The sequence below is a fragment of the Ligilactobacillus sp. Marseille-Q7487 genome (genome assembly GCF_949152225.1).
GTDB lineage: Bacteria > Bacillota > Bacilli > Lactobacillales > Lactobacillaceae > Ligilactobacillus.
The window spans coordinates 589,162-614,119 of record NZ_CASCJC010000001.1; the positions used below are offsets into that span (position 1 = coordinate 589,162).

Consider the following 24,958-nt stretch of genomic DNA (forward strand, 5'->3'; position numbering starts at 1 on the left):
GATTTTTTTAGAAGAAAGGATTAAATTAAATTTTTATTATTGTAATTTTATAATGCTCCACGCTACAATATAGGTATAGTAATTTGATTACTGTACCTAAAAGATTGCGTGAGTTACAACGTTGTTTTTTGGCAAATAGTTGATAAGGAGGCAGTTTGTTGTTTTAAAAGGTAACATTTACTTGATTAGAGTAAATTTTAGCAACAAACTAGTGTAGATGATATCAAAAGTAGCTGAGGAAATGATTGGTGAGCGTCAAGAAAAGTTTTTAATCCCAGCAGAGATTGTCGCCAATGTACAAGAATCCAATCGTTTAGATCATGCCTTTTTAGTTTTAACCAAGGCACGCTATGCTAAAATTCCAGTATTAGATAGTGAACAAAAGTTTAAAGGATTATTATCATTAGCAATGATTACTGACACGATGCTTGGTTTAAATGGAATTGATCCAAGCAATTTACATCAATTGACAGTAGCTGATGTGATGCAAACAGACGTGCCAAAAATTCAATTACCATATGATATTGAAGATATCTTACATCTATCTGTTAATAATCCTTTTTTGGTAGTAACGACGCAAGAAGGAGTTTTTACAGGCATCGTAACGCGCCGTGAAATTTTAAAAGGAGTTAATCATATGGTTCATGAACTCGATAAGCGTTACGAGATAACCTTAAAAAATTAGGAGGATATAAAATGGCAAAATTAGATGCACATGAAATTATTAAAACAATTGCACAGGCAAAGAAAACTACCCCAGTTAAGGTTTATGTTAAAGGTGATTTAAGCCAAGTAGTTGCACCAGATATAATTGAAAGTTATCTTGAAAATAAGACGGGTGTTTTATTTGGAGACTGGCAAGAGGTCGAAGCTTTTATAAAGGCTACACCACAAATTACGCACTATCATGTAGAAAATGACGGGCGCAACACAGGCGTTCCAATGATTGATAAAAAGAAATTTAATGCACGTATCGAGCCAGGAGCAATCATTCGTGACCAAGTTGAAATCGGTGATAATGCTGTGATTATGATGGGAGCAGTTATCAATATTGGAGCTGAAATTGGCTCTGGTACAATGATAGATATGGGAGCAATTTTAGGCGGTCGAGCTTTAGTGGGCAAAAACTGCCACATTGGAGCTGGTACAGTGTTAGCGGGGGTGGTTGAACCACCATCAGCTCAACCTGTTATTATTGAAGATGATGTGTTGATTGGAGCAAATGCCGTAGTTTTAGAAGGTGTAAGAGTCGGCAAAGGGGCTGTAGTTGGCGCAGGTTCAATCGTAACCAAAGATGTTGAACCATATACAGTGGTTGCAGGAAATCCAGCACGCAAGATTAAAGATGCTAATCAAGTCGATGATCAAAAAAAAGAAATTGTCGAAGATTTGCGTAAACTCTAATAAGTAGTGAAATTCCGTTTAACCTTGAGTTAGGCGGAATTTTTGGTACGATAAACGAAAATGCAGTGTAGGGGGCTTTATGATGTTTAGTGAAGAACAATTAATTGAGATTAGACGAAGTTTACATCAAATTCCAGAAATCGGTATGGAAGAGTTTGAAACCTCAAAAAAATTAAAAGAAATTATTGCGCAACTACCACAGAAATATTTAGAAATAAAGACATGGCAAACAGCTATTATGGTAAAGGTTACGGGGAAAGATACGACTAAAACGTTGGGATATCGGACTGATATTGACGGTTTGCCAGTTAGTGAAGCTACTAATTTACCTTATGCTTCAAAACATTTAGGTAAGATGCATGCATGTGGCCATGATTTGCACATGACAATTGCTTTAGGAATATTGAGTTATTTTGCAAATCATCAACCGCAATACAATTTAATTTTCATTTTTCAACCTGCAGAAGAAAATGAAAGTGGCGGTAAACAAATGTATGAAAACAATGCTTTAGGTGATTGGAAAATAGATGAAATTTATGCACTTCATGATAATCCACAACTTCCTGTTGGTACAATTGGATGTTGTCAAGGAACGCTTTTTGCAGGAACCTGTGAGATACACATACGGTTTATTGGAAAGAGTGGGCATGCTGCTTATCCACATTTGGCAAACGACATGGTGGTTTGTGGTGCGCAATTTGTTACTCAGACTCAAACAGTTGTCAGTCGCAATATCGATCCTATCCAAGCAGGGGTGATAACTTTGGGACATTTTAATGCTGGAACAACAGGAAATGTAATTGCAGGAGAATGTCGTATCGATGGGACGATTAGAGCTTTAACACAAGAAAATAATTTATTGTTGCAAAAACGGGTGCGTGAGATTGCACAAGGGATAGCCCAAAGTTTTGCATGTGAAGTTAAAATTGATTTACATCAAGGTGGATATTTACCAGTTGAAAATAATCCGCAAACAACAGCATGTTTTATTGAGTACATGCAACAAAATCCAGATGTTAATTTTGTTCAAACATCACCTGCAATGACGGGAGAAGATTTTGGTTTTTGGCTATCTAAGATTCCAGGAACAATGTTTTGGTTAGGTGTTGATTGTCCGTATGCATTACATTCTGAACATTTTAATCCCAATGAAGCAGCTATTATGCAAGGTGTTACAAGTATTATTGGTTATTTCAAACACAGACAACAGCTTTTGAAGGCTTAATAAAAAGGCACTTACAGATTTAAATAAATTTGTGAGTGCCTTTTAGTTTATTATTTTGCAGTTAAATTGAGTGCTGGATTAGGAATATCAAAACCGGCATTGGTTAATTCTTGTAGGTAAGCAGCTAAAAAAGCGGCTTGAATTTTGACTTGTGCTCCATTTTTAGTATAAATAACAACCCGCATCGCCAAAGCGCCATTTCCTGTATCAACTGTACCGATAATAACTGGTTCTTTAGTGATATTATCGCGATATTTAGGGACAAGTTTTTCATTTACAGCAGCCATAATGTCTTTCATAGCAGTTAAATCCTTATTAGGATCAATTCTGACATCAATTAAAGCACGCATGTCGTTACGAGAAAGGTTGCTAACGATGGTGATATTTCGATTAGGAATGAAATGAAGTGTTCCATCGTAACCCAAAACTTGTGTAGTCCGTAATCCAACGGCGTGTACTGTCCCCTCAATCATACCGATTTTAACAGAGTCACCAACAGAAAATTGTTGCTCTAATAAGATAAAAAAGCCAGTTACCATGTCTGTTACAAAGCCTTGAGCCCCTAGACCTAACGCAACACTCATGATTCCTGCACCAGCTAAAAGTGTTCCAACAGGAACGCCCAAGATTGAAAGGATAGCATAAAAATAAAAGAATAAAACGGTGTAATGAAAAATGTTTTGTGACAAAGTATAGACAGTATCGATTCGGCCTTGGCTCCAATGTTTAGTTAATTTTCCTTTTTTGACAGCATTTTTAATCAATTTCTTACCCAGTGAATGAATTATAAAAAATAAAAATGAAACAACAATAAGTGAAATAACAGTAGCGATTACTTTGCTAAGGGCTGCATCCCAGTCAATATTGGCAATATAATTTTTAAAAATGTTAGAATCCTTAGTGATTTGTGGTGCAAGAATAGGTGTTTTAGTAGTTAATAAGATTGATGCAAACATGTGTGACTCCTTAAGATTTTTGACTAATAATTTACTTTAATTATATAGAAAGGTGAATGTTTTAGGCAAGTAACTAGCAAGATGACTGAATAAAAAATATTTTTTGTGAACGGAAACAAGGTGTGCTTACTTGCAGTTTTTCATTATGAATGATATGCTTTAAGCAGACAGTATTTACAAATAGGAGGCACATTTGAATGGAAATAACTTTTACCATGGGACAAGTTGCAGGCTTAATTGCGGCACTTGCATTTGTTGTGCTTGTCATTTTTGCAGTGCGTGTTTTGCTTAAATTAGCTCGAACATTTGGACAAATTAATGAATCAATTGAAATATTAACTAAAGATGCAGATGCACTTTCAAATGAAGTTGAACAACTTTTAAGCAAAACTAATACATTAATGGATGATGTTAATCAAAAGTCTAAGAAGGTTGATCCTTTGTTTGAAACTGTTGCACAGCTTAGTGAAAGTGTGTCTGATTTAAATCAAGCTAGTCGACAAATGGCGGGGAAACTTTCTGATTCTGCACAAGCAATGGGAAATGTCACCAAAGTTTCGACTGGATTAGCATTAGCTAAGGGAATTTGGAAATTTTATTCACGTAACAAAGAAAAATAATGGGTAAATAAATCGAGGAGGAAAAAAGATGAAAAAAACGTTTCTATTAGGCTTAGGTGCAGCTAGCGCCGTTGCGTTTATTGCTTCGATGAAATTGACAGAAGAACAAAAAGATAAGATTGCGATGAAAGTTGATGAAATGTTACTTGATGGTCGAGATACAATCTTAAAATATGACCGTTATGCGCGTAACTTCTTTAACGAAATGACTGCTGGCGTAGATGTTGAAGAAGAAATGGGAAATTTAAAAACTAAATTAAGTGATAAAGCAGATGAATTAAGAGAAGGACAAGTTGTTAGTGAAGCTTTAACATCTTTAAAAAAGGCAACTGCTGACTTAAAAGATTACATCACTCAAACTAAAGAAGATATCGATGCAGTCAAAGATAGTGCTGAAATAGCACAAATGCAAGATGATATCGTTATCGATGGTCGTTCAGCTTTTGGTGAAGCTAAAGCGACAGCTGAGTTTGAAAGTGATCATCCAACTGAAACATTTTATCCTAAAAATTAATTGATAATAGGGGCTGGGAAAAAAGCACCAGTCTGAACATAAAAATAGCTGATTGAATTTCTAAAAATGAAATTTGATCAGCTATTTTTCTATTATGTCTATTTTTGGTTCGTTTTTTTAGGGATTTTATCCCTCTTTTTTGGAATGAATGCCATAATTTTGATATATTAATCGCCAGAAGCAATAATCTTAGTTCATTTCGAACTGCTTTTTCACCTCTAACATGAACTCGGCGCACGCCAAAATTGCCTTTCATATCTCCGAAAATTGTTTCAACATCTGTTCGTCTTCTTGGGTAGATAGTTGAACCTTTTTCGCTAGAAAGGTTTTCTTTAGCTTTATGTTTTAAATATTCCCAGTTTAAGTTTATTGATTTGGTCCGTTGTTGGCTCTTTTGAGTTTTCGCTAATTGTTCTAATTTCTTTGTCGCTTGAAATTTATCAGCTACGTAGACTTTAAAATCTCGTTTAACCCCATATTATCCACACGAGAACTATATCTTTGGAACTTAAATACGACTCCATCAGGGTCTGTATAATAATCATCTTTATCGTAATATGTCCAATTGTTAATATTTTGTGGATCTCTTTGGTATTTACGATTCTGTTCTTTTTGATACGTTCCGTAAGGAATCAATGGAATCTTTTCAAACTTGTCAATAACTGCTTGATAATTGGTTTCACTGCCATAGCCTGTATCCGCAACAATGTATTTAAATAAATCCAAATTAGAAAAAAACTTCAAAAAAGGTACTAACGTTCGTGTATCCGTTGGATTAGGGAAGATATCATAGTGCAAAACAAAGCGACCACTGGTCGCAATTTGTAAATTATAAGCAGGTTTTAATTGACCATTTTGCATGTGGTCTTCTTTTAATCGCATAAAAGTAGCGACAGTATCTGTTTTCGAGAAACTATTGCGATCTTTGAAAATTTCTCTATCACGTTCATACTTCACTTTTCTAGGAAGAAAATCTTCTTTCAATTTACGTTTGATACTCTTTAATTTACGACGAACACGTTTGCTTTTTGAATCGCCTTTTTAACCTTAGGTTTGGCTTCAATTTCTTTTTCCAACTCAACTAGTTTAATATCAGTTTTTTTGATAAGTTCTTTTATTGCATCACTAGAACCTAACATATCATTTTGAGATAAAAGTAGGGTAAATAGAACAAAAGCTTTTTGAATAATCTTTTTAGCATGATCACTAGAACGAAAATTATTGATAGTTTTATAGCTAATGAGAGTATTACCACTTAACCACATCATAGGAAGGTAATACTGATTTAATTTAGCAATCTTTCTGTCAGAAAAAACAGCTTCATGGTAAGCAAAAAGCATCATTTTTAGTAGCATAGCCGGATGAAAAGCAGGCCGACCGGTATGTGAAGTTTCTTCTAAAAGAATATTAAGTGAAATTGAGTCCACGAAGTGGCTGATTAAAACTGCAATATGGTCAGATGGTAATTTTAATGAATAAGTAGTAATATCTAATTCTAGTTCAGATGTGTTATAATTCTTGTACATGGTTAACCTCTCCTTTATTGGTTTTGTTCAACTTAATATTAGCAAGAGATTAGCCATAAGAAAAGGCCCACGCCAAATTTTTTGACGTGAGCCTTTTTTCTATTGAAGCTGAGTTTTTTCCCAGCCCCAAATACTACTTAACGGGTAAGATTTGTAATTCTTTAGGGGTATGCGTGAATGGTTGGGCACCATCCTTAGTGACATAAACACAATCTTCAATGCGCACCCCTGCAACACCTGGGATGTAAATTCCTGGTTCAATTGAAAAGCACATACCTGGTTCAAGCATCATATCATTGCCCTCCATAATTGAAGGAAACTCGTGTTCACTTTGCCCCATACCATGGCCTAGACGATGAATGAAGTACTCACCATAACCAGCTTTGGTAATGATATCACGTGCAATCTTATCTAATTGAGCAGCTGTCATACCAGGTTTTACACTTGCTTGAGCGGTTAATTGGGCTTCTAGACAAACGTCATAGATTTCTTTAGTTTTAGCATCAATTTCACCAAAAGCAACTGTTCTAGAAGCATCAGAGATATAGCCATTATAAACAACACCTAAATCAAAAAGGCAAAGTTTATTTGGCGCGATTAGATCTTTTTTGGGAGCACCATGTGGATCTGCAGCATTTGCACCACTTTGAATAATGGTATCAAAGCTCATATGCATGATTCCTTGTTTTTTTAATTCATATTCGATTTCAGCTACAACATCTTGTTCGGTTCTATTTTTAGCTAAGGCTTGAAAACCAATTTCAAAGGCAACATCGGCCCATTTACCGGCAGTCTTTAAAATTTCGATTTCTTCAGGTGTTTTGTAAAGTTTTTCGTGTTCGATAAAAGGTGTTAGATCGCCAATAAATTCTGCTTTAGGATAGACTGATTTAATAGCTTCATAGCGACTAACTGTCAAATTACCTTTTTCAATTGCCCATTTATGCGGATTATGAATTCTTTTTTCAATATGTCCCTTGATAAGTTCAAAAGGATTTTCATGATCTAAATAACCGTAAACTGGATATTTCCAGCCGCTTTCCTTGACAGCTTCCACCTCTAAAGCAGGTGCGAAAATAAAAGGATCTTGATCTTTAAAAATAAATAAAGCTAAGACGCGTTCGATTGGATCACTTCCAAATCCAGTAAAGTATTGAATATTTTTGAAATCACTGACATATGCTAAATCATAATCATTAGTGTTTAGCCAGTTTTGAACGGCAGTAATGTGTGACATAAAATCACTCCTTAAATAACAGTTTGAAACAAGCTAATTATACCACTTTAAAAATGAAAATAAATAAGATAAGCTAAATTGAAAGTGTTATGAAAATAAAAACTAAAAAAAGCTTTGAAACGCTTGCAATTTTTGGAAAAGTCTGCTAAATTAATATCGTTATGTAAAAAAGAAATGAAAATACCAAAAAATGAAAGGAAGATTTTTTCATGGAAAAACAAACAATTACAATCTATGATGTTGCTAGAGAAGCGGCTGTATCGATGGCAACAGTTTCACGAGTTGTTAATGGTAATCCTAACGTTAAACCAGCAACGCGTAAAAAAGTTTTAGAAGTTATTGAAAAATTAGATTATCGCCCAAATGCTGTGGCACGTGGCTTGGCAAGTAAGAAAACAACAACGGTTGGGGTAATTATTCCAGATGTAACTAACTTTTATTTTTCTTCTTTAGCTCGTGGTATCGATGATGTGGCAACAATGTACAAATATAACATCATCTTAGCTAATTCAGACGGCAATAGCCAAAAAGAAATTCAAGTTCTTAATACTTTGTTAGCAAAGCAAGTTGATGGAATTATCTTTATGGGAAATAATTTGACAGATGAATTGCGAGCTCAGTTTAATCGTGCTAAGACACCGATTGTTTTAGCTGGTTCTGTTGATCAAAAAAATGAAGTTGAAAGTGTGCATATCGATTATGTCGCAGCGGTTGAAGAAGCTATTACTGATTTAATCAATCATGGAAATCAACGAATTGCGTTTATTTCAGGTCCAATGACTGATCCAATTAACAGTGAATATCGTTTACAAGGCTATAAGAATGTCTTGGCAAAACATGGGATTGAATATGATCCAGAATTAGTTTTTGAAACAGACTACAGTTATCGTGCAGGTGAAGTGTTATGGCCAGCATTGGCTTCCGCTAAGGCAACTGCTGCATTTGTGGGTGATGATGAATTAGCTGCAGGCGTGTTAAATGGAGCTCAAGATGCCGGTGTGAAAGTTCCAGAAGAATTTGAAGTTGTGACAAGTAATAACTCTAAGTTAACAGAAATTGTTCGCCCACAATTGTCTTCTATTACCCAACCTTTATATGATATTGGTGCGGTTGCAATGCGTTTCTTGACCAAGATGATGAACAAAGAAGAATTGACTGAAAAGACAATTCAATTACCTTACGGCTACATTAAACGTTCTTCTACTAAATAAAGAATTAAAGGCAAGATGCTAAAAGGTATCTTGCCTTTTTGAAAACTTTTGAAATAGGATTAGATTTTATGAAAAAATGTCATTTACGCCAAGTACTTTTTTTAAGTTTAGCATTTTTGATCATGCTTATTTTATTTATTAGTTCTTCGATGACCTATGAACAACAGACATCAGTTCCTTTTTTAGAAAAATATTTAGCCAACCAACCTTTTAAAGAAACCTTGAGTTGGATCCATTTTAAATATGCGACAGGTGAAGTAAGTATTTCTAGTTTAGGATACTATAAGTTTGTTGAATTTTTTATTCGTAAAGGAGCACATTTTGGAACATATTTTTTAATGGGATTATTTTTGTATTTAGGCTTACCTTATAAGCTTAAATGGCGTGTTATTTTGGTAGTTTTGGGGGCATTTTTTTATGCTAGCTTTGACGAATTTCATCAAATGCTAACTGGTGGACGGACTCCTTTATTTCAAGATGTCATGTTAGATACATTTGGTGCTATTGTTGGTATTTTAATAGCATTACTTTGTCGATATATTTTTTGTTCAAAAAAAGTTGCTAAAAAGCAAAGCATTTGATAGTATTTATAGTGGCTAACCGCCAAAATTTCAATTACATTCGGAAAGAGGTATTAGAAATGTCAGGACATTCAAAATGGCATAACATCCAAGGCCGCAAAAACGCCCAAGATGCAAAACGTGGAAAGATTTTCCAAAAAATATCACGAGAAATCTATATGGCTGCAAAGAGTGGTGGTCCTGACCCAAACTCTAATCCACAATTACGTTTGGTGATGGATAAAGCTCGTGCAGCAAACATGCCTAAAGATAATATTAAGCGTGCTTTAGACAAAGCAACGGGTGCTGGCGGTGCAGATTACGAAGAAATTACGTATGAAGGTTATGGACCAGCAGGTGTCGCAATTTTAGTGCATGCTTTAACAGATAACCGCAATAGAACAGCATCTGCAGTTCGTACAGACTTTAACCGTAATGGTGGTAACTTAGGTGAAACCGGATCAGTAAGTTTCATGTTTGATCGCAAAGGTTATATTGCTATTGCACGTGAAGACTTAGAAGTTGATGAAGATACAATGTTTGAAGATGTAATCAACGCTGGTGGTGAAGATTTACAAAGTGATGAAGAAGTTTTTGAAATTTATACCGATCCAAAAGCTTTTGAAGAAGTCCGCGATGAATTACAAAAGAAATATGAATTAGCAACAGCTGAAATTACAATGGTGCCACAAAACACTGTACCGGTTCCAGCTGACAAAGTAGAACAATTGCAACGTTTAATCGATCGTCTAGAAGACGAAGATGATGTGGCTGAAGTCTTTACATCTGCTGAATTTCCAGATGAAGAATAAGAAAGCTAAACACCAAGCAGCTAGTGCTTGGTGTTTATTTGTTATTGGGTGTAGCTTTGAAACCAAAGATATTATAAAATAAAAAAGATAGCATTGAAGAATTAGGAGGAAAATATCCACTATGACAAATAAAGTAACAGTTTTGGGTAGCTTGAATGTAGATACTATTTTACAAATTACGCGGTTGCCAAAGCCAGGTGAAACGATGCAGATGCATAATAAACAAAATGCCGGTGGTGGTAAAGGAGCAAACCAAGCAATTTCTGCGGCTAGATCAGGAGCACAGACTTCTTTTGTGGGAAAAATTGGTGCTGATGAAAATGGCCAAATGATGAAAAGACTTTTAGCCGAATCAATGGTGGATATTAGTCAGGTTACTATTTCTGAAAAGGATACAGGGCAAGCCTTCATATTATTACAAGATAGCGGAGAAAACAGTATTTTAGTTTATGGTGGTGCTAACCATACTATTACAGATGATGATGTTTATCAAGCAAAAGAACAAATTCAAGCAGCTGATTTTTTGATTGCCCAATTTGAAACACCAATTGAACAAACAATTACAGCATTTAATTTAGCAAAACAAGCTCAAGTAACGACTATTTTGAATCCAGCTCCTGCTAAAGAAGCATCAGCACAACTCTTTAGTTTAGTTGATTTGATTACACCAAATGAAACAGAAGCTGAGTTGTTGACAGGAATTCATGTAACTGATGAAGAAAGTCAGCATCAAGCGGCATGTAAACTACAAGAGATGGGTGTTAAAAATGTTATTATCACTTTAGGAAGTAAAGGAGCCTTTTATCGCTGTGGACAAACAGAAGGCTTTGTTAAAGCATTTAAAGTTGATGCAGTTGATACTACTGCGGCCGGGGATACATTTTTAGGTGCACTAGCTTCTCAATTACAACCAGACTTTAGCAATATTAAAGAAGCAATTCTTTATGCTAATAAGGCTTCATCATTAGCGGTTCAAAAGTTAGGTGCGATTCCTTCGATTCCAACATATCAACAAGTTAAAGATCAACTCTAAAGAAACTCACCAAATTTTTTGTGAGGTTTAAAGATTAGTATATAGCTAATTTTTAAACGTTCATGGAAAATTTGGTGATTTTTTTATATAGAAAAAAATATAATTTCTTCTTTTCGTATTTAATAGTTGAAAGGAGATGAGTAGATGAACGATAAAGTGCAAGATATTTTTGAACAAGCCCTGACTAAACAGGCAAGTGATATTTATTTTTTACCTCAAAAAGACAACTATTTAGTTAAGTTGAGTTTAGCTAATGGTTATGAAGTTTTACAAAACTTATCATTGGCACAAGCAAGTCAAGTGATTAACTATTTGAAGTATCAAGCTAATATGAGTTTGAGTGAAAAAAGGCGTCCACAATTAGGTGCTTGGATTTATCAAACAAAACAAACAGCCATTTTTTGTCGTTTATCTAGTGTAGGTGATTTTTGGAATCGCGAATCTTTAGTGGTGCGTTTGATTTATTCTCGCAAACATAAAAAAGCAACTTATTTTTTTCAAAATCAACTAATTCAACTACTAAATGCATGTCAAAAGCGAGGTTTGATAATTTTTTCTGGTCCAGTAGGTTCTGGGAAAACAACAGCAATGTACCAATGTGCAGCCTCTCAAGAACAAAAACAAGTTTTGTGTATTGAAGATCCTATTGAAATTTATGAACCTAAATTTTTACAGTTACAAGTCAATGATAAAGCACAAATGACCTATCAAGAATTATTGAAAGTATCGTTGCGCCATCACCCAGATATTTTTATCATTGGTGAAATTCGAGATGCACAAACTGCAAGAGCAGCAGTCGATGCAGCTTTAAGTGGTCACTTGGTTTTAACAACCTTACATGCTCAAGGTGTATATGGAATTTGGCAAAGATTACAAAGTTTAGGGATTGAACAAGGTGAGTTTTTACAAACGATTCGTTTATTAGTTTATCAACGACTGATACCAACAATTTCAGGAGAATTGAAAGTATTATTTGATATTTTAGACGCGCAAGACTTTTTTGCGAATGATTTTTTTAGTGTTAGGCAATCACAAATGAGTTTAAAATGGGAGGAAAATCTTGCAAAGTGTCAAAAAAAGGGATGGATTTCCCAAGAAACCTATCAGCTCTATGAAAAGGGCTAAAAAATTAAGTCTAAGGCAACAAGCTGATTTTTTTAGTTTATTGGCAGATTTATTAGCTGCAGGTTTTTCTTTGAAACAAAGTCTAGCTAATGTTGCAACCTTAAATCAAAGTAAACAATTTATGATTGAACAGGTATTAGTTCAACTTAATAAAGGTCAGGCATTTAGTCAAGCTATTCAAACTTGGGTTAGTCAGTCGACTTTTTTTCAATTACAGCTTTCAGAAAAAAATGGCAGCTTAGAGCAAAGCCTAAAACATTTAGGTGATTTACAAAAACGTTGGGTAGAGCAAAGAGAAAAAATTGCAAGTTTATTATTTTATCCAATTATGTTGCTTTTATTATTAGCATTTTTAGGAGTAGCTATCAAATTATGGTTAAGTCCTTCTTTACAAACATTTGCTGAATTTGGACAGGCAAATCAAAGTATAGTTTTTGACAAGCGTCAGTTAATTTATTATTTATGGTTATTTTTAGCACTATGTTTATTAGTGAGTGTTTTACGTTTTTGCTGGTGGTGGAAAAAGCAAGGGGTTTTAAGTCGACATAATTTCTATGCAAAGTTACCAATTATTGGCAAAATCTATCGACAGTATAGTTACTATAATTTGATGTTTAACCTAGGTATGCTTTTAAAAAGTGGTTTAGAATTTAATGAAATTTGCAATTTTTTAGTGCAATTTCCAGAAAAGACATTATTTTATCAATTTGGCAAACAACTTCAACGTAGATTACAAACTGGTGAAAGTTGGCAAAAAATTACTGATAGTTATGCTTTTATTCCTAAAGAATTAGCTTTGTATCTTAACAAAGGTTTAACAAAAGAAGAGCTAAGTGCAGAAATTTTGTTTTTTGCTGAATTATCATATAAGAGATTATTACGCCAAGTCGATAAGGCTATTTCTTGGTTACAGCCACTATTATTTTTAATTATCGCAGGTATCATTATTGGTATGTATTTATCTATTTTATTACCTATGTACACGGAAATTGGAGGAATGTATCGATGAAAAAAATTAAAAAAGCTTTTACTTTAGTAGAAACAGCTGTTGTTTTGTTTATTATTAGTTTGTTGCTGTTGATTATTATTCCTAATGTTAGTACACAACAAAAAAATGCGGTGGCAATCAATAAAGATGCATTACAAACTGAATTAAATACACAAGCACAAATGTATATGAATGAAAAAGGAATCACTGATATTACAGAAGTAACAGTTAACGATTTAAAAACAAGTGGTTATTTGACGGCTAAACAAATAGCTGCTATCGAAAAATATAATTTAACAATAACAACAGGAGATAGTGGAAGTGATTAAAAAAAGAGGCTTTACTTTGCTTGAAACAAGTGTTGTTTTGGGATTAATGACTATAATATTAGTTATAGGATGGGATGTGAATTTAGGGTTTAGTCAAAAATATCAAGAGGATCAATTTTGGCAAGCATTTAGGCAAAATTGGAGTTATATGATTTTGAAAGGAAGACAAGAACATGAACGTTCACGGGCATGTTTTTTTCCGAAATATGTTTTGTTTAAAATTAATATGACTGAACAAATAATTCGTTTAGAATATCCTAAAACAATGAAGTTAGTTGGTGGTCAATGTGATGAAACTGTATCATCTAGCGGTGTGGCTCAAGCGCAAACAGTAAGAATAAGTTCGACATTACCAGTAAAATATTATGATGTTAAGTTTCAGGTAGGTTATGGAGGACAATATGATTTACAAAAGGGTGAATAAAGGTTTTGTGCTGGCTGATAGCATCATTGGTTTAATTATAGTTTCATTGGGTATAGGAACTTTTGCCATGTTACAAGAGCAATTTAATTTTCAAGAAAATAAGGCTCGTCAAGAGATAGAATTGAACCGACAAGCTTTAAATGAAAGTTATCAGGTGTTGACGAATGCGCAAAAAACGACAAATTATAAATTTGAAAAAATTACTGTCAAACAGGGAAAACAAAAACTTGAAATCTATGTATTGCCACAATAAAGCAGCATTTACCTTAGTTGAGGTAGTGATTTCTTTAGGTGTTTGTTCTTTGGCAATTTTGTTGATTAGCGGTTTATTATTATTAATGCAAAAACAAACAATTCAAACAACTTTAGATGATCAGATTCAATGGCAACAGATGATTGAACTTTTTCATGGTGCAGATCTAGAATTGATGTATCAAGAAAAAATAACAGGAGGAAATTTAAAGTTTTATAGTCCTAAACAAGATAGAACATATATCTTCGTTTATCGAAGTAAGAAGATTTATATGGAAGATAGTCGAAGTGGCGGATACATGCCAGTACTATATGATGTTAGTGCATGGAACATGAGTTATCAAGAACCATATTTGAAAATAACAGCAACAATGCACGATAAAGAATATCAAGAAACACTTTATTTACAGCGAAAAGAGGTGGAGACGTGAGTTTTAAACCTCAAGAAGCAATGATATTACAAACAGCAGGGATTTTATTGATTATCATGTTTGGATTATTAGCAACACAGTGCTTGTATTTTCGAAGTACTATTTATGCTTATACAAATACAGCTCAATATAATTTAGCACATACATTAAAAAATCTAGCAGAAGCACAAAAAATTAAAGATGGACAAACAATTAAATTTAATCAAGGTCAAGTGTCTCTACAAGCTGATGAATATGAAGTTAAATTGACTAATAATCGAATTTATCATTTTGAGTAAGTAAACTTGAAATTCCTCTTAAATCCGTCTACACTAAGTTAGGATGTAAAACAATGGAGGAAAACAGCTTTATGGAATTTGCTAATATCGAAGAAAAAAATACTCTTTTAAAAGAAGCTTGTGAGTATTTGCAAGAAAAAACAGATTGTAACTATTATGAAGCCTTAATTGAGACTTTTAGTAATATCTTAGAGCCAGATGAACTTGCTAATAATGAACTTTATGATACTCAAGTCAAACAAAATTTAATTCAATATTATCAAAAAATTGATTTAACAAGTATTCCTAAGCAACAACAAGTACTTTTGTTTGAATATATGATTTTAGCAGGATATCGTACTCAAGTTATACATGTTAATCAACAAATGACACCAGATGCTATTTGTTTATTAGTCTGCTATATATTAGAAAAGATATTTGCCAAACAAAAACAAATAACGTTAACAGATATTACTGTTGGAACAGGAAATCTATTATTTAAAATTTGTGAACGATTTAAGACATATAATAAAGATTTAATTTTAAGTGGTATTGATAATGATGATACGCAATTGACACTTGCTAGCTTAGGGATGCAACTTCATGATTTAAATATTAATTTATATCATCAAGATGCAGTTGATACTTTAAAGCTTACCTTACAAGATGCGATTGTTGGAGATTTGCCTGTGGGCTATTATCCGCTTGATCAACGTACTAAAGATTTTAAAACCAAGGCAACAAGTGGACACTCTTATACACATCATCTTTTAATCGAGCAGAGTTTACGATATTTAAAGCCTAATGGAATAGCACTTTTTGTTGTTCCAAATGATTTGTTTACAAAAAATGAAGGTAAACAACTTTTGCATTTTATTAATGAAAATGCATATTTACAGGCATGTTTACAATTGCCAGACGATATGTTTAGTAATGCAAAATCACAAAAATCTTTACTCTTGTTACAAAAACCAGGTCAACTTGCTAGTCAAGCCCAACAAGTATTACTAGCTAAGTTTCCACAATTAAAAGCGCAAGATGATTTTGGAGCATTTGTGGCTCAAATTGAATCGTGGATAACACAAAATATTTTTGTTTAAAATTAGTCGTCCGTCTCTATGATGGACGCTTTTTAATTTATTTCAGATGAATTCTTATCATTTAAACTTGAATAAGTTGAGTTTTACTTCATGTTAGAAATAAGGTAGACTAATAACTATAATTTGTTAGACCAATTTAGGGCTTAGCGAGGAGAAAGAAAATGGAAAAAAATAAAAACGAATATGCTCGCAATTTAAAGGGACGCCATATCCAATTGATTGCTTTAGGTGGAACAATTGGCACGGGATTGTTTCTAGGCTCGGGCCAATCGATTCATTTAGCAGGTCCATCGATTATTTTAGCGTATCTATTAACTGGTGCGGTATGTTTCTTGTTGATGCGGGCTTTAGGCGAATTGTTGTTGTCTGATTTAGGCAAACATTCTTTTATTGAATTTATTAGCGAATATTTAGGTCATGATGTTGGTTATGTTGCTGGATGGACGTATTGGGTATGCTGGATAACGATTGCAATGGCTGATGTTACGGCAACTGGTTTGTATATTCAGTATTGGTTCCCCAATATCCCACAATGGATACCGGGTTTTGTTGCAATCGTTGTGTTGTTGTTGCTTAACTTGATTACAGTTGGTTTGTTTGGTGAAACAGAATTTTGGTTTGCCTTAATTAAAATCATTGCCATTATTGCCTTAATCGTTATTGGGATTGTTTTGGTAGTTATCGGTTATAAGACACCATTGGGTCACGCACAAGTCGCTAATTTATTTAATTATGGCGGTTTATTTCCGATGGGACTTAAAGGATTTGTCTTATCGTTTCAAATGGTGACGTTTGGTTTTATTGGAATCGAGATGATTGGTGTAACTGCTTCAGAAGCGCAAAATCCAACTAAAGTTATTCCTAAGGCAATTAACGAAATTCCACTACGTATTATCATCTTTTATGTTGGAGCGTTATTAGCCTTGATGTGCATTTATCCATGGAATGCAATTTCTGCAAATCAAAGTCCATTCGTGCAAGTTTTTGAAAATATTGGAATTGCTGCAGCTGCTGGGATCATTAATTTTGTTGTTTTGACTGCAGCTTTATCAGCTTGCAACAGTTCACTTTTTAGTACTGGGCGGATGATGTTTTCACTAAATTATAAGCAAGAAGGTAAGTTTGCTAAGAAGATGAGTACCTTGTCAAAACGCCAAGTTCCAGCTAACGGTTTGAAGTTTTCAGCTATAGTCATTGCATTAGCTGTTTTAGCTGATTTAGTGGTACCTAATACTTCATTATTCACGTTTGTTTCAAGTGTAGCAACGACATGTTTCTTATTTATTTGGGGAGCAATTATTTTAGCTCACTTACGTTATAAAAAGACACAGGCCAAACAAAATCCTGTTAGTTTTAAGATGCCACTTTATCCATTGAGTGATTATATTGTATTGATTTTCTTGGTTTTTGTGGGAATCATCATGTGTTTAGATAAGACAACGTTATTTGCCTTAATTGCGGCAATAATCTGGTTTGTGGCGTTGTATTCAATAATTTATTTACGCAAACGTGCTAGATAACTAAAAAAGTCATGGTTTTTGAAGTAACCGGTAAGGGAAGCTTCATTTACCATGGCTTTTTAGGTTGCTTTTTGTGTCATCGAGTAGAATATTTTGATTAAATGTATCTTTCAAAGCATAAGCGGTGTAAAATGAAATTGATTAAGGTAAAGGAGCAATCAGTATGCGTTTTTTTACAGCCGATACACATTTTTTTCATCAAAAGCTATTATATGATCATAATTTCGCACAACGAGATTTTTTATTGCTTGATGATATGCATGAAACGCTTTGTCAAAATTGGAATGCTGTAGTTAGCCCAACAGATACTGTTTATCATCTTGGTGATATTGCTTTAATTGCTGCTAAAAATACACAGTATCAACAAGTCTTTGAGCTTTTAGCCTGCTTAAATGGACAATTAGTATTTGTCAAAGGCAATCATGATACACGCCAACTTTTTAAATATCTTGCTAAACAAGAGCTTACATTGGCTAATCAACAACCTAAGTTTGTTTTTCATGATGTTGGAGTATTGTTAAAAACCAATCATCATCAGTTATTTATGACGCATTATCCATTAGCTTTAGGAAAGAATCACAATGCTCTTAATTTGCATGGGCATATTCATCGAGCAATTGTCAGTTGTGCGACTAATATCAATGTCGGAGTTGATAGTGGCGATGCGCAATATTTGGCAAAAAAACGCCCATTTGGCCAACCTTTTAGTGAAGCAGAAATTTTTGAAATGGCTCAAAATAAGCGTAGTGACTTTCAAAAAATGCGTTAAGGAGAAGTATTATGCAAGAACAAGTAACAATTTTACACACCAACGATATTCACTCTCATTTTGAAAATTGGCCTAAGATTAGGCGGTTTTTACAGCAACAAAAACAACAACTTATACAACAAGGCCAAACGGTATTAACCTTTGATGTGGGAGATGCTGTAGATCGGGTTCATCCGTTAAGTGAAGCTACAGATGGCAAAGCTAATGTAGAAATGCTAAATACAATTGAATATGATGGTGTAACTATTGGTAATAATGAAGGAATTGGCAATTCACATCAACAGCTTGATAACTTGTATACTAACGCAAATTTTTCAGTGATTCTAAGCAATTTTAGTGACCAAACAACAAATTTGATTCCTAAATGGTGCCAAGAATATCGAGTTATTATTACAAAACAACAAACTAAAATTGGAATAATTGCAGCCACCGCGCCTTTTGGTCCTACTTATGCGATGAATTCTTGGCATGCTTGGCAAATTGATGAGTTTATGCCTACTTTATTGGCCCGATTAACGGATAAAGTTGATGTAATCATCTTATTATCACATTTAGGAATTGATGCTGATCGCAAAATTGCGCAAGCTTATCCACAAATAGACGTTATTTTAGGAAGTCATACGCATCATTTATTGGAACATGGTGAAATTTGCGGGCAAACGCTGATTTGTGCGGCTGGTAAATGGGGACAATACGTTGGTAAGGTAACTTTACAGTTAGAAAAAAATAAGATTGTTACTAAAAAAGCAACTGTCCAGGCCACTGCAGATTTACCAAGTGCAGCTGGTGATCAAGTTGAAATTAATAACTATCAAAAGCAAGGCGAATTATTGTTGAACAAGCAAAAAATTGCTCAACTGCCTAAACCTTATCCGGCGGCATTAAATAGTGATTCACCATTGATGCAAGCGCAGTTAAAAGCTTTAGAAGAAGTTTTTGAGGTAGATACAGCGATTTTAAATAGTGGTTTGTTTTTGGATGGCTTGAAAGCTGGGATAGTCACGAAAAATGATTTGCATAAAATTTTGCCACATTCGATGCGCGCAATTAAAGTTAGATTGAATGGTTATAATTTATGGCGTTTGATTCGTGAAATGGAACGAAATCGGTCACGCTTACGCCGAAGTGTTGTTAAAGGCAATGGTTTTAGAGGTAAAATTTTTGGCGAGTTAGTGTATGATAATATCGTTTATTTAGAAAAAGAAAAACAAGTCTTGTGGCATGGAAAGCCACTTGATTTAGGCAAAGATTACGAATTAGCAATGGTTGATAATTTTATTTATGGACCATATTTTCCAACACTTGAGATTGCAGGACATTTTACGTATTTAGGAGATCGTTTTTTACGCGATATTTTAGGAGATTATTTTGCGGCGCGCTTTGGCGTATAGTATAATAAACGATGATTAGTTTGTAAAAGGAGTTGTTTTTTTGAATAGTGAGAAAAAAGAACGCCGTGAAGCCCAGTTAGCTAAAAAAGCCGAGGCTATTAAGGCTTTAGCAAGCGATGTCCAAATGACTGGACCAAACGAACTTTTAATCGATGGACACCCTTATATATTATTGGAAAACTATCGGGATGGATTCCAAATCGATAAGTTAAAGGAACGCTTTAGCCAGGTATTAACCAAGTATGATTACATTGTCGGAGACATTGGATATGATCAATTGCGTCTACATGGTTTTTATGAAGCTGGTAGCAAAAAGGGGTATCCATCACAAAGTATCGAACGCTTGCAAGATTATTTATTTGAATATTGTAATTTTGGTTGTGCGTATTTTGTTTTGAAGAATCTAGATGTGCAAATGCCAGAAGCTGCACCTAAGTTTAAAGAAGACAAAGTAATTCGTAAGTCAAACAAGCAAAGACGTAAAAAGCGGGCATATACCGAAGAAAAAATCTATGAGGTTCGTACAAAGAGGCCGCTTAAATCTAAGTCTAAAGTTACCAAAAACAAGGACACTAAAAAGCGGCATTTTACCATCAGGCAGAAAGGTTAGTTAGAGAAATGAAGAATTACAAAGGTTACATGATTGATTTAGATGGTACAATTTACAAAGGAAAAGAAAAAATACCTGCTGCTAAACGTTTCATCGAGCGTTTACAACAACATAATATTCCCTTTTTGTTTGTGACTAATAATAGCACGCAAGCACCTAGTAAAGTGGTTACTAATTTACGCGATAACTTTGATATTCATGTTAGTGAAGAAAATGTTTACACTACTGCATTAGCGACTGCAGATTATTTAGCAGATTTAGATCAGACTAAGCGTAAACTTTATGTGATTGGTGAATTGGGGTTAAAGCAAGCTTTACTTGATAAAGGATTTGTTTTTGAAGAAACTACCCCAGATTATGTTGTAGTTGGTTTAGATTATGACGTGACTTATCACAAATTTGAGTTGGCAACCTTAGCCATCAAACGTGGGGCGACTTTTATTGGAACCAATGCTGATACAAACCTCCCCAATGAACGCGGCTTAGTTCCAGGAGCAGGTTCTTTAATTGCGTTAGTCGAATGTTCAACGCAACAAAAAGCTTTTTATATTGGTAAACCAGAAGCAATCATCATGCAAAAAGCTTTACAGCGTTTAGGTTTACAAAAAGAAGAAGTTATTATGGTTGGTGATAACTATATGACTGATATTCAAGCTGGGATCAACTGTGGTATCGATACTTTGCTTGTTTATACGGGAGTTTCGACTAAAGAACAAGTTGCTACTAAAGAAATTAAGCCAACTTATGAACTTGATTCTCTAGATGAATGGAAGGTCGGCGATGCTTAGGTTAAAAATCGGCAATTATTTGCAAGGCCTAATCGTTTTTTTGACCCTGATAGCTTTTTGGATTGCGGTAACGATTAATTTTACACCGTTATATTACTGGTTTGTTATTCATGATAAATTAGCACAAGTTGCGGGAATGTCTGTGGCAAAATTGATGCAAAATTATCATGCTTTGTTAGGATATTTAAACTTTCCATGGCAAAAACAACTAGTGACGGATTTTATCATGTCTGCTAATGGAAGACAACATTTCAGTGATGTTAAGCAGTTATTTTTATTAGACTATATCATTTTACTTATTGGTCTTTTTTCAAGCAGCTGGATTATTTATCGTCTTGCACGGAATAAAAATTTATGGTGTTTGCTGAATCCTTTGCGCAATTTAGCAATCTTAATGGTCATCTTATTAGTTTTAATGCTGTGTAATTTTGAGAGCTTTTTCATCCATTTTCACGAGTTATTGTTTACTAATGATGATTGGCTCTTTGATCCATTGACTGATCCGATTATTAATGTTTTACCTAGCGCGTTTTTTATGGCGTGCTTTGGATTGTTTTTTGCTGGTTTTTTAATCAGTTTAGCGGCCTTACTTTGGCGTTTTAAAAAAGATTTACGTTAAACTCTGGAATTTTTTCCTGGGTTTTTTTAATTAGTGATGATATGATATATTAAAAAAACGCTTAAGTTAAGAGGGGGATTATGCAGTTTGTAATTGAACATCTGGCTAAAAGTTTTGAGAAGAAAAGAAGTTTTAAAAGATATCGACTTTACGTTTGAAGCGGGGAAAATTTACGCTTTGCTTGGGAGAAATGGGGCAGGCAAAACAACTTTATTTAATTGTTTAAATCGTGATATTAAAGCCGATGCGGGGTGTTTTTATTTGCAAGAGAACTAAGGCAAACGCCCAGTCAAACCTACCGATATGGGCTATATTTTATCGACACCGACCGTTCCAGAATTTTTGACGGCGCGTGAGTTTTTGAAGTTTTTTGTCGATGTCAATGAAAAATCAATCAAAGACAAGCGGAGTTTAGATGAATATTTCGAAAGTGTGGGAATCGAATCTGCGGACAGAGATCGGCTTTTAAAAGACTACTCTCATGGGATGAAAAACAAGATGCAAATGCTAGTCAATATCATTGCTAAACCCAATGTCTTGTTGTTAGACGAACCGCTGACTTCGCTTGATGTGGTGGCAGCCGAAGAGATGGAGCAGATGTTGCAAAATTTAAAACAAGATCACATCATCATTTTTTCGACGCATATCATGGATTTAGCCTTAAATTTATGTGACGAGATTGTTTTATTGCATCATGGTTGCTTGCAAGTAGTAGAAAAACAGGAGTTAGATAGTCAAGAATTCAGAGAAGAAATTATCGAATTATTGCGGGGGAAAGCCGATGTTTAAAACTTTGCGGATTTCTTTTACATTAAAAAACACTTATCGCGTAAATGCCATTTTATTTGCGTTGAAACGAATTCCACTACTAGGCAAAATCTTACCTGCTAGCCTTTATCGAGTACGAGGCTTAAAAATTGTAGCGTTTATCTTGGCTTTGTTTTGGGAAGTTGTGGTGTTGTTTGGTGGTAAACTCTTATATTTAGCTCTTTTTATTTTGAGTGTACAAGACTTTTTAACACGGGCAGCCGAGACGTCCAACCAAGTTTTTTTGCATATCTTGTTATTTCTTTCGCTAGTTGGGGCTTTGCTTAACACGGGGATTTGTGATCCAAGTAAAGACAAGTATTATGCACTAATCAGTTTACGGATGGATGCTAAACAATATACTTTGATTAATTATTTTTATGACTTGGCGAAAACATTTATTGGGTTTGTGGTCATGTTGATGTTATTTGGTAGAACGCTTAGTCCGGGGCTTTGCATCTTAGTTTTGCTTGGGTTTATTGAGTTAAAACTTTTTATGGCGGGTGATTTTTTAAAGGAATATGCCAGTCAACGTATGATTTTGACGGATAAATCATCTAAAAAAGTGTGGATGCTTAGTGCACTTTTCTTGTTTTTGGCATACAGCTTACCTTTTTTGGGTATGCGTTGCCGCATTGGTTGTCTTTAGCCTTGTTCTTAGTTTTTTTGTCACTTGGTTTATGGGGATTACAGAAAGTTTTGACTTTCGAAGATTATCGCATACTCAACCAGGAATTATTGGCTAAAATGCTGACACAGATGGATGATAGTAAAAAAGTATTGCAAAAGCAAGCACGCCAAAATTCCCCTTCATATCTCCGAAAATTGTTTCAACATCTGTTCGTCTTCTTTGGTAGATAGTTGAACCTTTTTCGCTAGAAAGGTTTTCTTTAGCTTTATGTTTTAAATATTCCCAGTTTAAGTTTATTGATTTGGTCCGTTGTTGGCCCTTTTGAGTTTTCGCTAATTGTTCTAATTTCTTTGTCGCTTGAAATTTATCAGCTACGTAGACTTTAAAATCTCGTTTAACCTCATATTATCCACACGAGAACTATATCTTTGGAACTTAAATACAACTCCATCAGGGTCTGTATAATAATCATCTTTATCGTGATATGTCCAATTGTTAATATTTTGTGGATCTCTTTTGTATTTACGATTCTGTTCTTTTTGATACGTTCCGTAAGGAATCAATGGAATCTTTTCAAACTTGTCAATAACTGCTTGATAATTGGTTTCACTGCCATAGCCTGTATCCGCAACAATGTATTTAAATAAATCCAAATTAGAAAAAAACTTCAAAAAAGGTACTAACGTTCGTGTATCCGTTGGATTAGGGAAGATATCATAGTGCAAAACAAAGCGACCACTGGTCGCAATTTGTAAATTATAAGCAGGTTTTAATTGACCATTTTGCATGTGGTCTTCTTTTAATCGCATAAAAGTAGCGACAGTATCTGTTTTCGAGAAACTATTGCGATCTTTGAAAATTTCTCTATCACGTTCATACTTCACTTTTCTAGGAAGAAAATCTTCTTTCAATTTACGTTTGATACTCTTTAATTTACGACGAACACGTTTGTTTTTTGAATCGCCTTTTTAACCTTAGGTTTGGCTTCAATTTCTTTTTCCAACTCAACTAGTTTAATATCAGTTTCTTTGATAAGTTCTTTTATTGCACCACTAGAACCTAACATATCCTTTGAAATAGCGATATCAACTTGATGTTGAATTAATTGATCATAAGTATTAGCGACTTTTTCATCGAGTGATTTTTCAAATTTAGTTACGGCGTTTTTCCAAGTGAAACTGTAACGATTAGCGTCAGTTTCTAATTTAGTACCATCAATAAATAAAGCATCATCGCTATCTAACATATCATTTTGAAATAAAAGTAGGGTAAATAGGACAAAAGCTTTTTGAATAATCTTTTTAGCGTGATCACTAGAACGAAAATTATTAATAGTTTTATAGCTAATGGGAGTATTACCACTTAACCACATCATAGGAAGGTAATACTGATTTAATTTAGCAATTTTTCTACCAGAAAAAACAGCTTCATGGTAAGCAAAAAGCGTCATTTTTAGTAGCATAGCCGGATGAAAAGCAGGCCGACCGGTATGTGAAGTCTCTTCTGAAAGAATATTAAGTGAAATTGAGTCCACGAAGTGGCTGATTAAAACTGCAATATGGTCAGATGGTAATTTTAATGAATAAGTAATATCTAATTTTAGTTCAGATGTGTTATAATTTTTGTACATGGTTAACCTCTCCTTTATTGGTTTTGTTCAACTTAATATTAGCAAGAGATTAGCCATAAAAAAGGCTCACGCCAAATTTTTTGACGTGAGCCTTTTTTCTATTGAAGCTGAGTTTTTTCTCAGCCCCTTTTAATTGAAAATGATTTTTGCAAAAAAAGATAATATTTTTTTAAGTTAACATAAAGAATT

28 protein-coding genes and 2 pseudogenes are annotated in these 24,958 nt (G+C 34.1%); 25 read left to right on the forward strand and 5 right to left on the reverse strand.

The features are described from left to right. The first annotated feature begins 217 nt into the window (after nt 1-217). The 3 genes from cbpB to QM017_RS02895 all read left to right on the forward strand — a co-directional run bounded on the left by cbpB (nt 218) and on the right by QM017_RS02895 (nt 2,629). Nucleotides 218-685 (forward strand): cyclic-di-AMP-binding protein CbpB, encoded by a 468-nt coding sequence (gene cbpB, locus QM017_RS02885; protein WP_178198325.1) that lies wholly within the window; start codon nt 218-220, stop codon nt 683-685. Between the two features lie 11 nt (nt 686-696). After that, nucleotides 697-1,404, forward strand: a complete 708-nt coding sequence (dapD, locus tag QM017_RS02890; protein ID WP_178198324.1) for a 2,3,4,5-tetrahydropyridine-2,6-dicarboxylate N-acetyltransferase — start codon at nt 697-699, stop codon at nt 1,402-1,404. Between the two features lie 79 nt (nt 1,405-1,483). Further along, nucleotides 1,484-2,629, forward strand: coding sequence for an N-acetyldiaminopimelate deacetylase (locus tag QM017_RS02895; protein ID WP_178198323.1), 1,146 nt, complete (start codon nt 1,484-1,486; stop codon nt 2,627-2,629). A 50-nt stretch (nt 2,630-2,679) separates the two neighbouring features. Here QM017_RS02895 and QM017_RS02900 read toward each other — a convergent pair whose 3' ends face one another. Further along, complete coding sequence (locus tag QM017_RS02900; protein ID WP_178198322.1) at nt 2,680-3,585, reverse strand: mechanosensitive ion channel family protein; 906 nt, start codon at nt 3,583-3,585, stop codon at nt 2,680-2,682. 197 nt (nt 3,586-3,782) lie between these two features. Between QM017_RS02900 and QM017_RS02905 the strand changes: the two genes are divergently transcribed. Beyond that, complete coding sequence (locus QM017_RS02905; RefSeq protein ID WP_282708810.1) at nt 3,783-4,205, forward strand: DUF948 domain-containing protein; 423 nt, start codon at nt 3,783-3,785, stop codon at nt 4,203-4,205. A 28-nt stretch (nt 4,206-4,233) separates the two neighbouring features. After that, nucleotides 4,234-4,719, forward strand: coding sequence for a hypothetical protein (locus tag QM017_RS02910; protein ID WP_178198321.1), 486 nt, complete (start codon nt 4,234-4,236; stop codon nt 4,717-4,719). 208 nt (nt 4,720-4,927) lie between these two features. On the opposite strand, the pseudogene QM017_RS02915 reads toward QM017_RS02910, so the two are convergent. Beyond that, nucleotides 4,928-6,245, reverse strand: a pseudogene (locus QM017_RS02915) (transposase); the annotation flags it as partial. Between the two features lie 133 nt (nt 6,246-6,378). After that, the gene (locus tag QM017_RS02920; protein ID WP_178198349.1) at nt 6,379-7,482 is read right to left on the reverse strand and encodes a Xaa-Pro peptidase family protein; all 1,104 of its coding nucleotides are present in this window, start codon (nt 7,480-7,482) and stop codon (nt 6,379-6,381) included. 209 nt (nt 7,483-7,691) lie between these two features. On the opposite strand from QM017_RS02920, the gene ccpA reads away from it, so the two are divergent. The 20 genes and pseudogenes from ccpA (at nt 7,692) to QM017_RS03020 (ending at nt 23,157) form a co-directional block, all read left to right on the forward strand. Beyond that, nucleotides 7,692-8,693, forward strand: coding sequence for a catabolite control protein A (ccpA, locus tag QM017_RS02925; RefSeq protein ID WP_282708811.1), 1,002 nt, complete (start codon nt 7,692-7,694; stop codon nt 8,691-8,693). 68 nt (nt 8,694-8,761) lie between these two features. Continuing rightward, nucleotides 8,762-9,274 carry a VanZ family protein gene (locus tag QM017_RS02930; protein ID WP_178198347.1) on the forward strand — a complete coding sequence of 171 codons (513 nt, stop codon included), beginning with the start codon at nt 8,762-8,764 and terminating at the stop codon, nt 9,272-9,274. A 59-nt stretch (nt 9,275-9,333) separates the two neighbouring features. After that, nucleotides 9,334-10,065, forward strand: a complete 732-nt coding sequence (locus QM017_RS02935) for a YebC/PmpR family DNA-binding transcriptional regulator (protein WP_178198346.1) — start codon at nt 9,334-9,336, stop codon at nt 10,063-10,065. 121 nt (nt 10,066-10,186) lie between these two features. Further along, nucleotides 10,187-11,098: a ribokinase gene (rbsK, locus tag QM017_RS02940; protein WP_178198345.1), complete on the forward strand. Its 912-nt coding sequence runs from the start codon at nt 10,187-10,189 to the stop codon at nt 11,096-11,098. 144 nt (nt 11,099-11,242) lie between these two features. Beyond that, nucleotides 11,243-12,223, forward strand: a complete 981-nt coding sequence (comGA, locus tag QM017_RS02945; protein WP_178198344.1) for a competence type IV pilus ATPase ComGA — start codon at nt 11,243-11,245, stop codon at nt 12,221-12,223. Beyond that, nucleotides 12,210-13,232, forward strand: coding sequence for a type II secretion system F family protein (locus QM017_RS02950; protein WP_178198343.1), 1,023 nt, complete (start codon nt 12,210-12,212; stop codon nt 13,230-13,232). The genes comGA and QM017_RS02950 overlap by 14 nt, the downstream gene beginning before the upstream one ends. After that, complete coding sequence (locus QM017_RS02955; RefSeq protein ID WP_178198342.1) at nt 13,229-13,540, forward strand: prepilin-type N-terminal cleavage/methylation domain-containing protein; 312 nt, start codon at nt 13,229-13,231, stop codon at nt 13,538-13,540. The genes QM017_RS02950 and QM017_RS02955 overlap by 4 nt, the downstream gene beginning before the upstream one ends. Continuing rightward, entirely contained in the window at nt 13,533-13,964 is a 432-nt protein-coding gene (locus QM017_RS02960; protein ID WP_178198341.1) for a prepilin-type N-terminal cleavage/methylation domain-containing protein, read from the forward strand. Before QM017_RS02955 ends, QM017_RS02960 begins: the two co-directional genes overlap by 8 nt. Further along, nucleotides 13,942-14,217, forward strand: a complete 276-nt coding sequence (locus tag QM017_RS02965) for a hypothetical protein (RefSeq protein WP_178198340.1) — start codon at nt 13,942-13,944, stop codon at nt 14,215-14,217. The genes QM017_RS02960 and QM017_RS02965 overlap by 23 nt, the downstream gene beginning before the upstream one ends. Continuing rightward, a complete protein-coding gene (locus QM017_RS02970; RefSeq protein WP_282709549.1) occupies nt 14,201-14,647 on the forward strand; it encodes a ComGF family competence protein in 447 nt (148 codons plus the stop codon). The genes QM017_RS02965 and QM017_RS02970 overlap by 17 nt, the downstream gene beginning before the upstream one ends. Next, nucleotides 14,644-14,925 carry a hypothetical protein gene (locus QM017_RS02975; protein ID WP_178198338.1) on the forward strand — a complete coding sequence of 94 codons (282 nt, stop codon included), beginning with the start codon at nt 14,644-14,646 and terminating at the stop codon, nt 14,923-14,925. The genes QM017_RS02970 and QM017_RS02975 overlap by 4 nt, the downstream gene beginning before the upstream one ends. Before the next feature lie 71 nt (nt 14,926-14,996). After that, the gene (locus tag QM017_RS02980; protein WP_282708813.1) at nt 14,997-16,004 is read left to right on the forward strand and encodes a class I SAM-dependent methyltransferase; all 1,008 of its coding nucleotides are present in this window, start codon (nt 14,997-14,999) and stop codon (nt 16,002-16,004) included. Nucleotides 16,005-16,165: 161 nt separating this feature from the next. Further along, nucleotides 16,166-17,524, forward strand: a complete 1,359-nt coding sequence (locus tag QM017_RS02985) for an amino acid permease (protein WP_282708814.1) — start codon at nt 16,166-16,168, stop codon at nt 17,522-17,524. A 163-nt stretch (nt 17,525-17,687) separates the two neighbouring features. Continuing rightward, nucleotides 17,688-18,293 (forward strand): metallophosphoesterase family protein, encoded by a 606-nt coding sequence (locus tag QM017_RS02990; protein WP_282708815.1) that lies wholly within the window; start codon nt 17,688-17,690, stop codon nt 18,291-18,293. Between the two features lie 11 nt (nt 18,294-18,304). Next, entirely contained in the window at nt 18,305-19,684 is a 1,380-nt protein-coding gene (locus tag QM017_RS02995) for a bifunctional metallophosphatase/5'-nucleotidase (RefSeq protein WP_282708817.1), read from the forward strand. A gap of 40 nt (nt 19,685-19,724) precedes the next feature. Further along, nucleotides 19,725-20,294 (forward strand): YutD family protein, encoded by a 570-nt coding sequence (locus QM017_RS03000; RefSeq protein ID WP_282708818.1) that lies wholly within the window; start codon nt 19,725-19,727, stop codon nt 20,292-20,294. Nucleotides 20,295-20,302: 8 nt separating this feature from the next. Beyond that, nucleotides 20,303-21,082, forward strand: a complete 780-nt coding sequence (locus QM017_RS03005; protein WP_178198332.1) for a TIGR01457 family HAD-type hydrolase — start codon at nt 20,303-20,305, stop codon at nt 21,080-21,082. After that, entirely contained in the window at nt 21,075-21,701 is a 627-nt protein-coding gene (locus QM017_RS03010) for a TIGR01906 family membrane protein (protein WP_282708819.1), read from the forward strand. The genes QM017_RS03005 and QM017_RS03010 overlap by 8 nt, the downstream gene beginning before the upstream one ends. Before the next feature lie 177 nt (nt 21,702-21,878). Next, nucleotides 21,879-22,490 (forward strand): annotated as a pseudogene (locus tag QM017_RS03015) (ABC transporter ATP-binding protein). Then, on the forward strand, nt 22,483-23,157 hold the full coding sequence (locus tag QM017_RS03020; protein WP_282708820.1) for a hypothetical protein: 675 nt from the start codon (nt 22,483-22,485) through the stop codon (nt 23,155-23,157). Before QM017_RS03015 ends, QM017_RS03020 begins: the two are co-directional and overlap by 8 nt. 353 nt (nt 23,158-23,510) lie before the next feature. On the opposite strand, the gene QM017_RS09210 is transcribed toward QM017_RS03020, so the two are convergent. Together QM017_RS09210 and QM017_RS09215 are read right to left on the reverse strand one after the other, a co-directional pair. Then, nucleotides 23,511-24,050, reverse strand: a complete 540-nt coding sequence (locus QM017_RS09210; protein ID WP_349238461.1) for a transposase — start codon at nt 24,048-24,050, stop codon at nt 23,511-23,513. Between the two features lie 17 nt (nt 24,051-24,067). Continuing rightward, nucleotides 24,068-24,769 (reverse strand): transposase, encoded by a 702-nt coding sequence (locus QM017_RS09215; protein ID WP_349238463.1) that lies wholly within the window; start codon nt 24,767-24,769, stop codon nt 24,068-24,070. Nucleotides 24,770-24,958: the final 189 nt, after the last annotated feature.

Bases quoted from the DNA above. Each gene is read 5' to 3' on its own strand.
- cbpB (WP_178198325.1), top strand. From the start codon at position 218: ATGATATCAAAAGTAGCTGAGGAAATGATTGGTGAGCGTCAAGAAAAG.
- dapD (WP_178198324.1), top strand. From the start codon at position 697: ATGGCAAAATTAGATGCACATGAAATTATTAAAACAATTGCACAGGCA.
- QM017_RS02895 (WP_178198323.1), top strand. From the start codon at position 1,484: ATGATGTTTAGTGAAGAACAATTAATTGAGATTAGACGAAGTTTACAT.
- QM017_RS02900 (WP_178198322.1), bottom strand. From the start codon at position 3,585: ATGTTTGCATCAATCTTATTAACTACTAAAACACCTATTCTTGCACCA.
- QM017_RS02905 (WP_282708810.1), top strand. From the start codon at position 3,783: ATGGAAATAACTTTTACCATGGGACAAGTTGCAGGCTTAATTGCGGCA.
- QM017_RS02910 (WP_178198321.1), top strand. From the start codon at position 4,234: ATGAAAAAAACGTTTCTATTAGGCTTAGGTGCAGCTAGCGCCGTTGCG.
- QM017_RS02920 (WP_178198349.1), bottom strand. From the start codon at position 7,482: ATGTCACACATTACTGCCGTTCAAAACTGGCTAAACACTAATGATTAT.
- ccpA (WP_282708811.1), top strand. From the start codon at position 7,692: ATGGAAAAACAAACAATTACAATCTATGATGTTGCTAGAGAAGCGGCT.
- QM017_RS02930 (WP_178198347.1), top strand. From the start codon at position 8,762: ATGAAAAAATGTCATTTACGCCAAGTACTTTTTTTAAGTTTAGCATTT.
- QM017_RS02935 (WP_178198346.1), top strand. From the start codon at position 9,334: ATGTCAGGACATTCAAAATGGCATAACATCCAAGGCCGCAAAAACGCC.
- rbsK (WP_178198345.1), top strand. From the start codon at position 10,187: ATGACAAATAAAGTAACAGTTTTGGGTAGCTTGAATGTAGATACTATT.
- comGA (WP_178198344.1), top strand. From the start codon at position 11,243: ATGAACGATAAAGTGCAAGATATTTTTGAACAAGCCCTGACTAAACAG.
- QM017_RS02950 (WP_178198343.1), top strand. From the start codon at position 12,210: ATGAAAAGGGCTAAAAAATTAAGTCTAAGGCAACAAGCTGATTTTTTT.
- QM017_RS02955 (WP_178198342.1), top strand. From the start codon at position 13,229: ATGAAAAAAATTAAAAAAGCTTTTACTTTAGTAGAAACAGCTGTTGTT.
- QM017_RS02965 (WP_178198340.1), top strand. From the start codon at position 13,942: ATGATTTACAAAAGGGTGAATAAAGGTTTTGTGCTGGCTGATAGCATC.
- QM017_RS02970 (WP_282709549.1), top strand. From the start codon at position 14,201: ATGTATTGCCACAATAAAGCAGCATTTACCTTAGTTGAGGTAGTGATT.
- QM017_RS02980 (WP_282708813.1), top strand. From the start codon at position 14,997: ATGGAATTTGCTAATATCGAAGAAAAAAATACTCTTTTAAAAGAAGCT.
- QM017_RS02985 (WP_282708814.1), top strand. From the start codon at position 16,166: ATGGAAAAAAATAAAAACGAATATGCTCGCAATTTAAAGGGACGCCAT.
- QM017_RS02990 (WP_282708815.1), top strand. From the start codon at position 17,688: ATGCGTTTTTTTACAGCCGATACACATTTTTTTCATCAAAAGCTATTA.
- QM017_RS02995 (WP_282708817.1), top strand. From the start codon at position 18,305: ATGCAAGAACAAGTAACAATTTTACACACCAACGATATTCACTCTCAT.
- QM017_RS03005 (WP_178198332.1), top strand. From the start codon at position 20,303: ATGAAGAATTACAAAGGTTACATGATTGATTTAGATGGTACAATTTAC.
- QM017_RS03010 (WP_282708819.1), top strand. From the start codon at position 21,075: ATGCTTAGGTTAAAAATCGGCAATTATTTGCAAGGCCTAATCGTTTTT.
- QM017_RS03020 (WP_282708820.1), top strand. From the start codon at position 22,483: ATGTTTAAAACTTTGCGGATTTCTTTTACATTAAAAAACACTTATCGC.
- QM017_RS09215 (WP_349238463.1), bottom strand. From the start codon at position 24,769: ATGTACAAAAATTATAACACATCTGAACTAAAATTAGATATTACTTAT.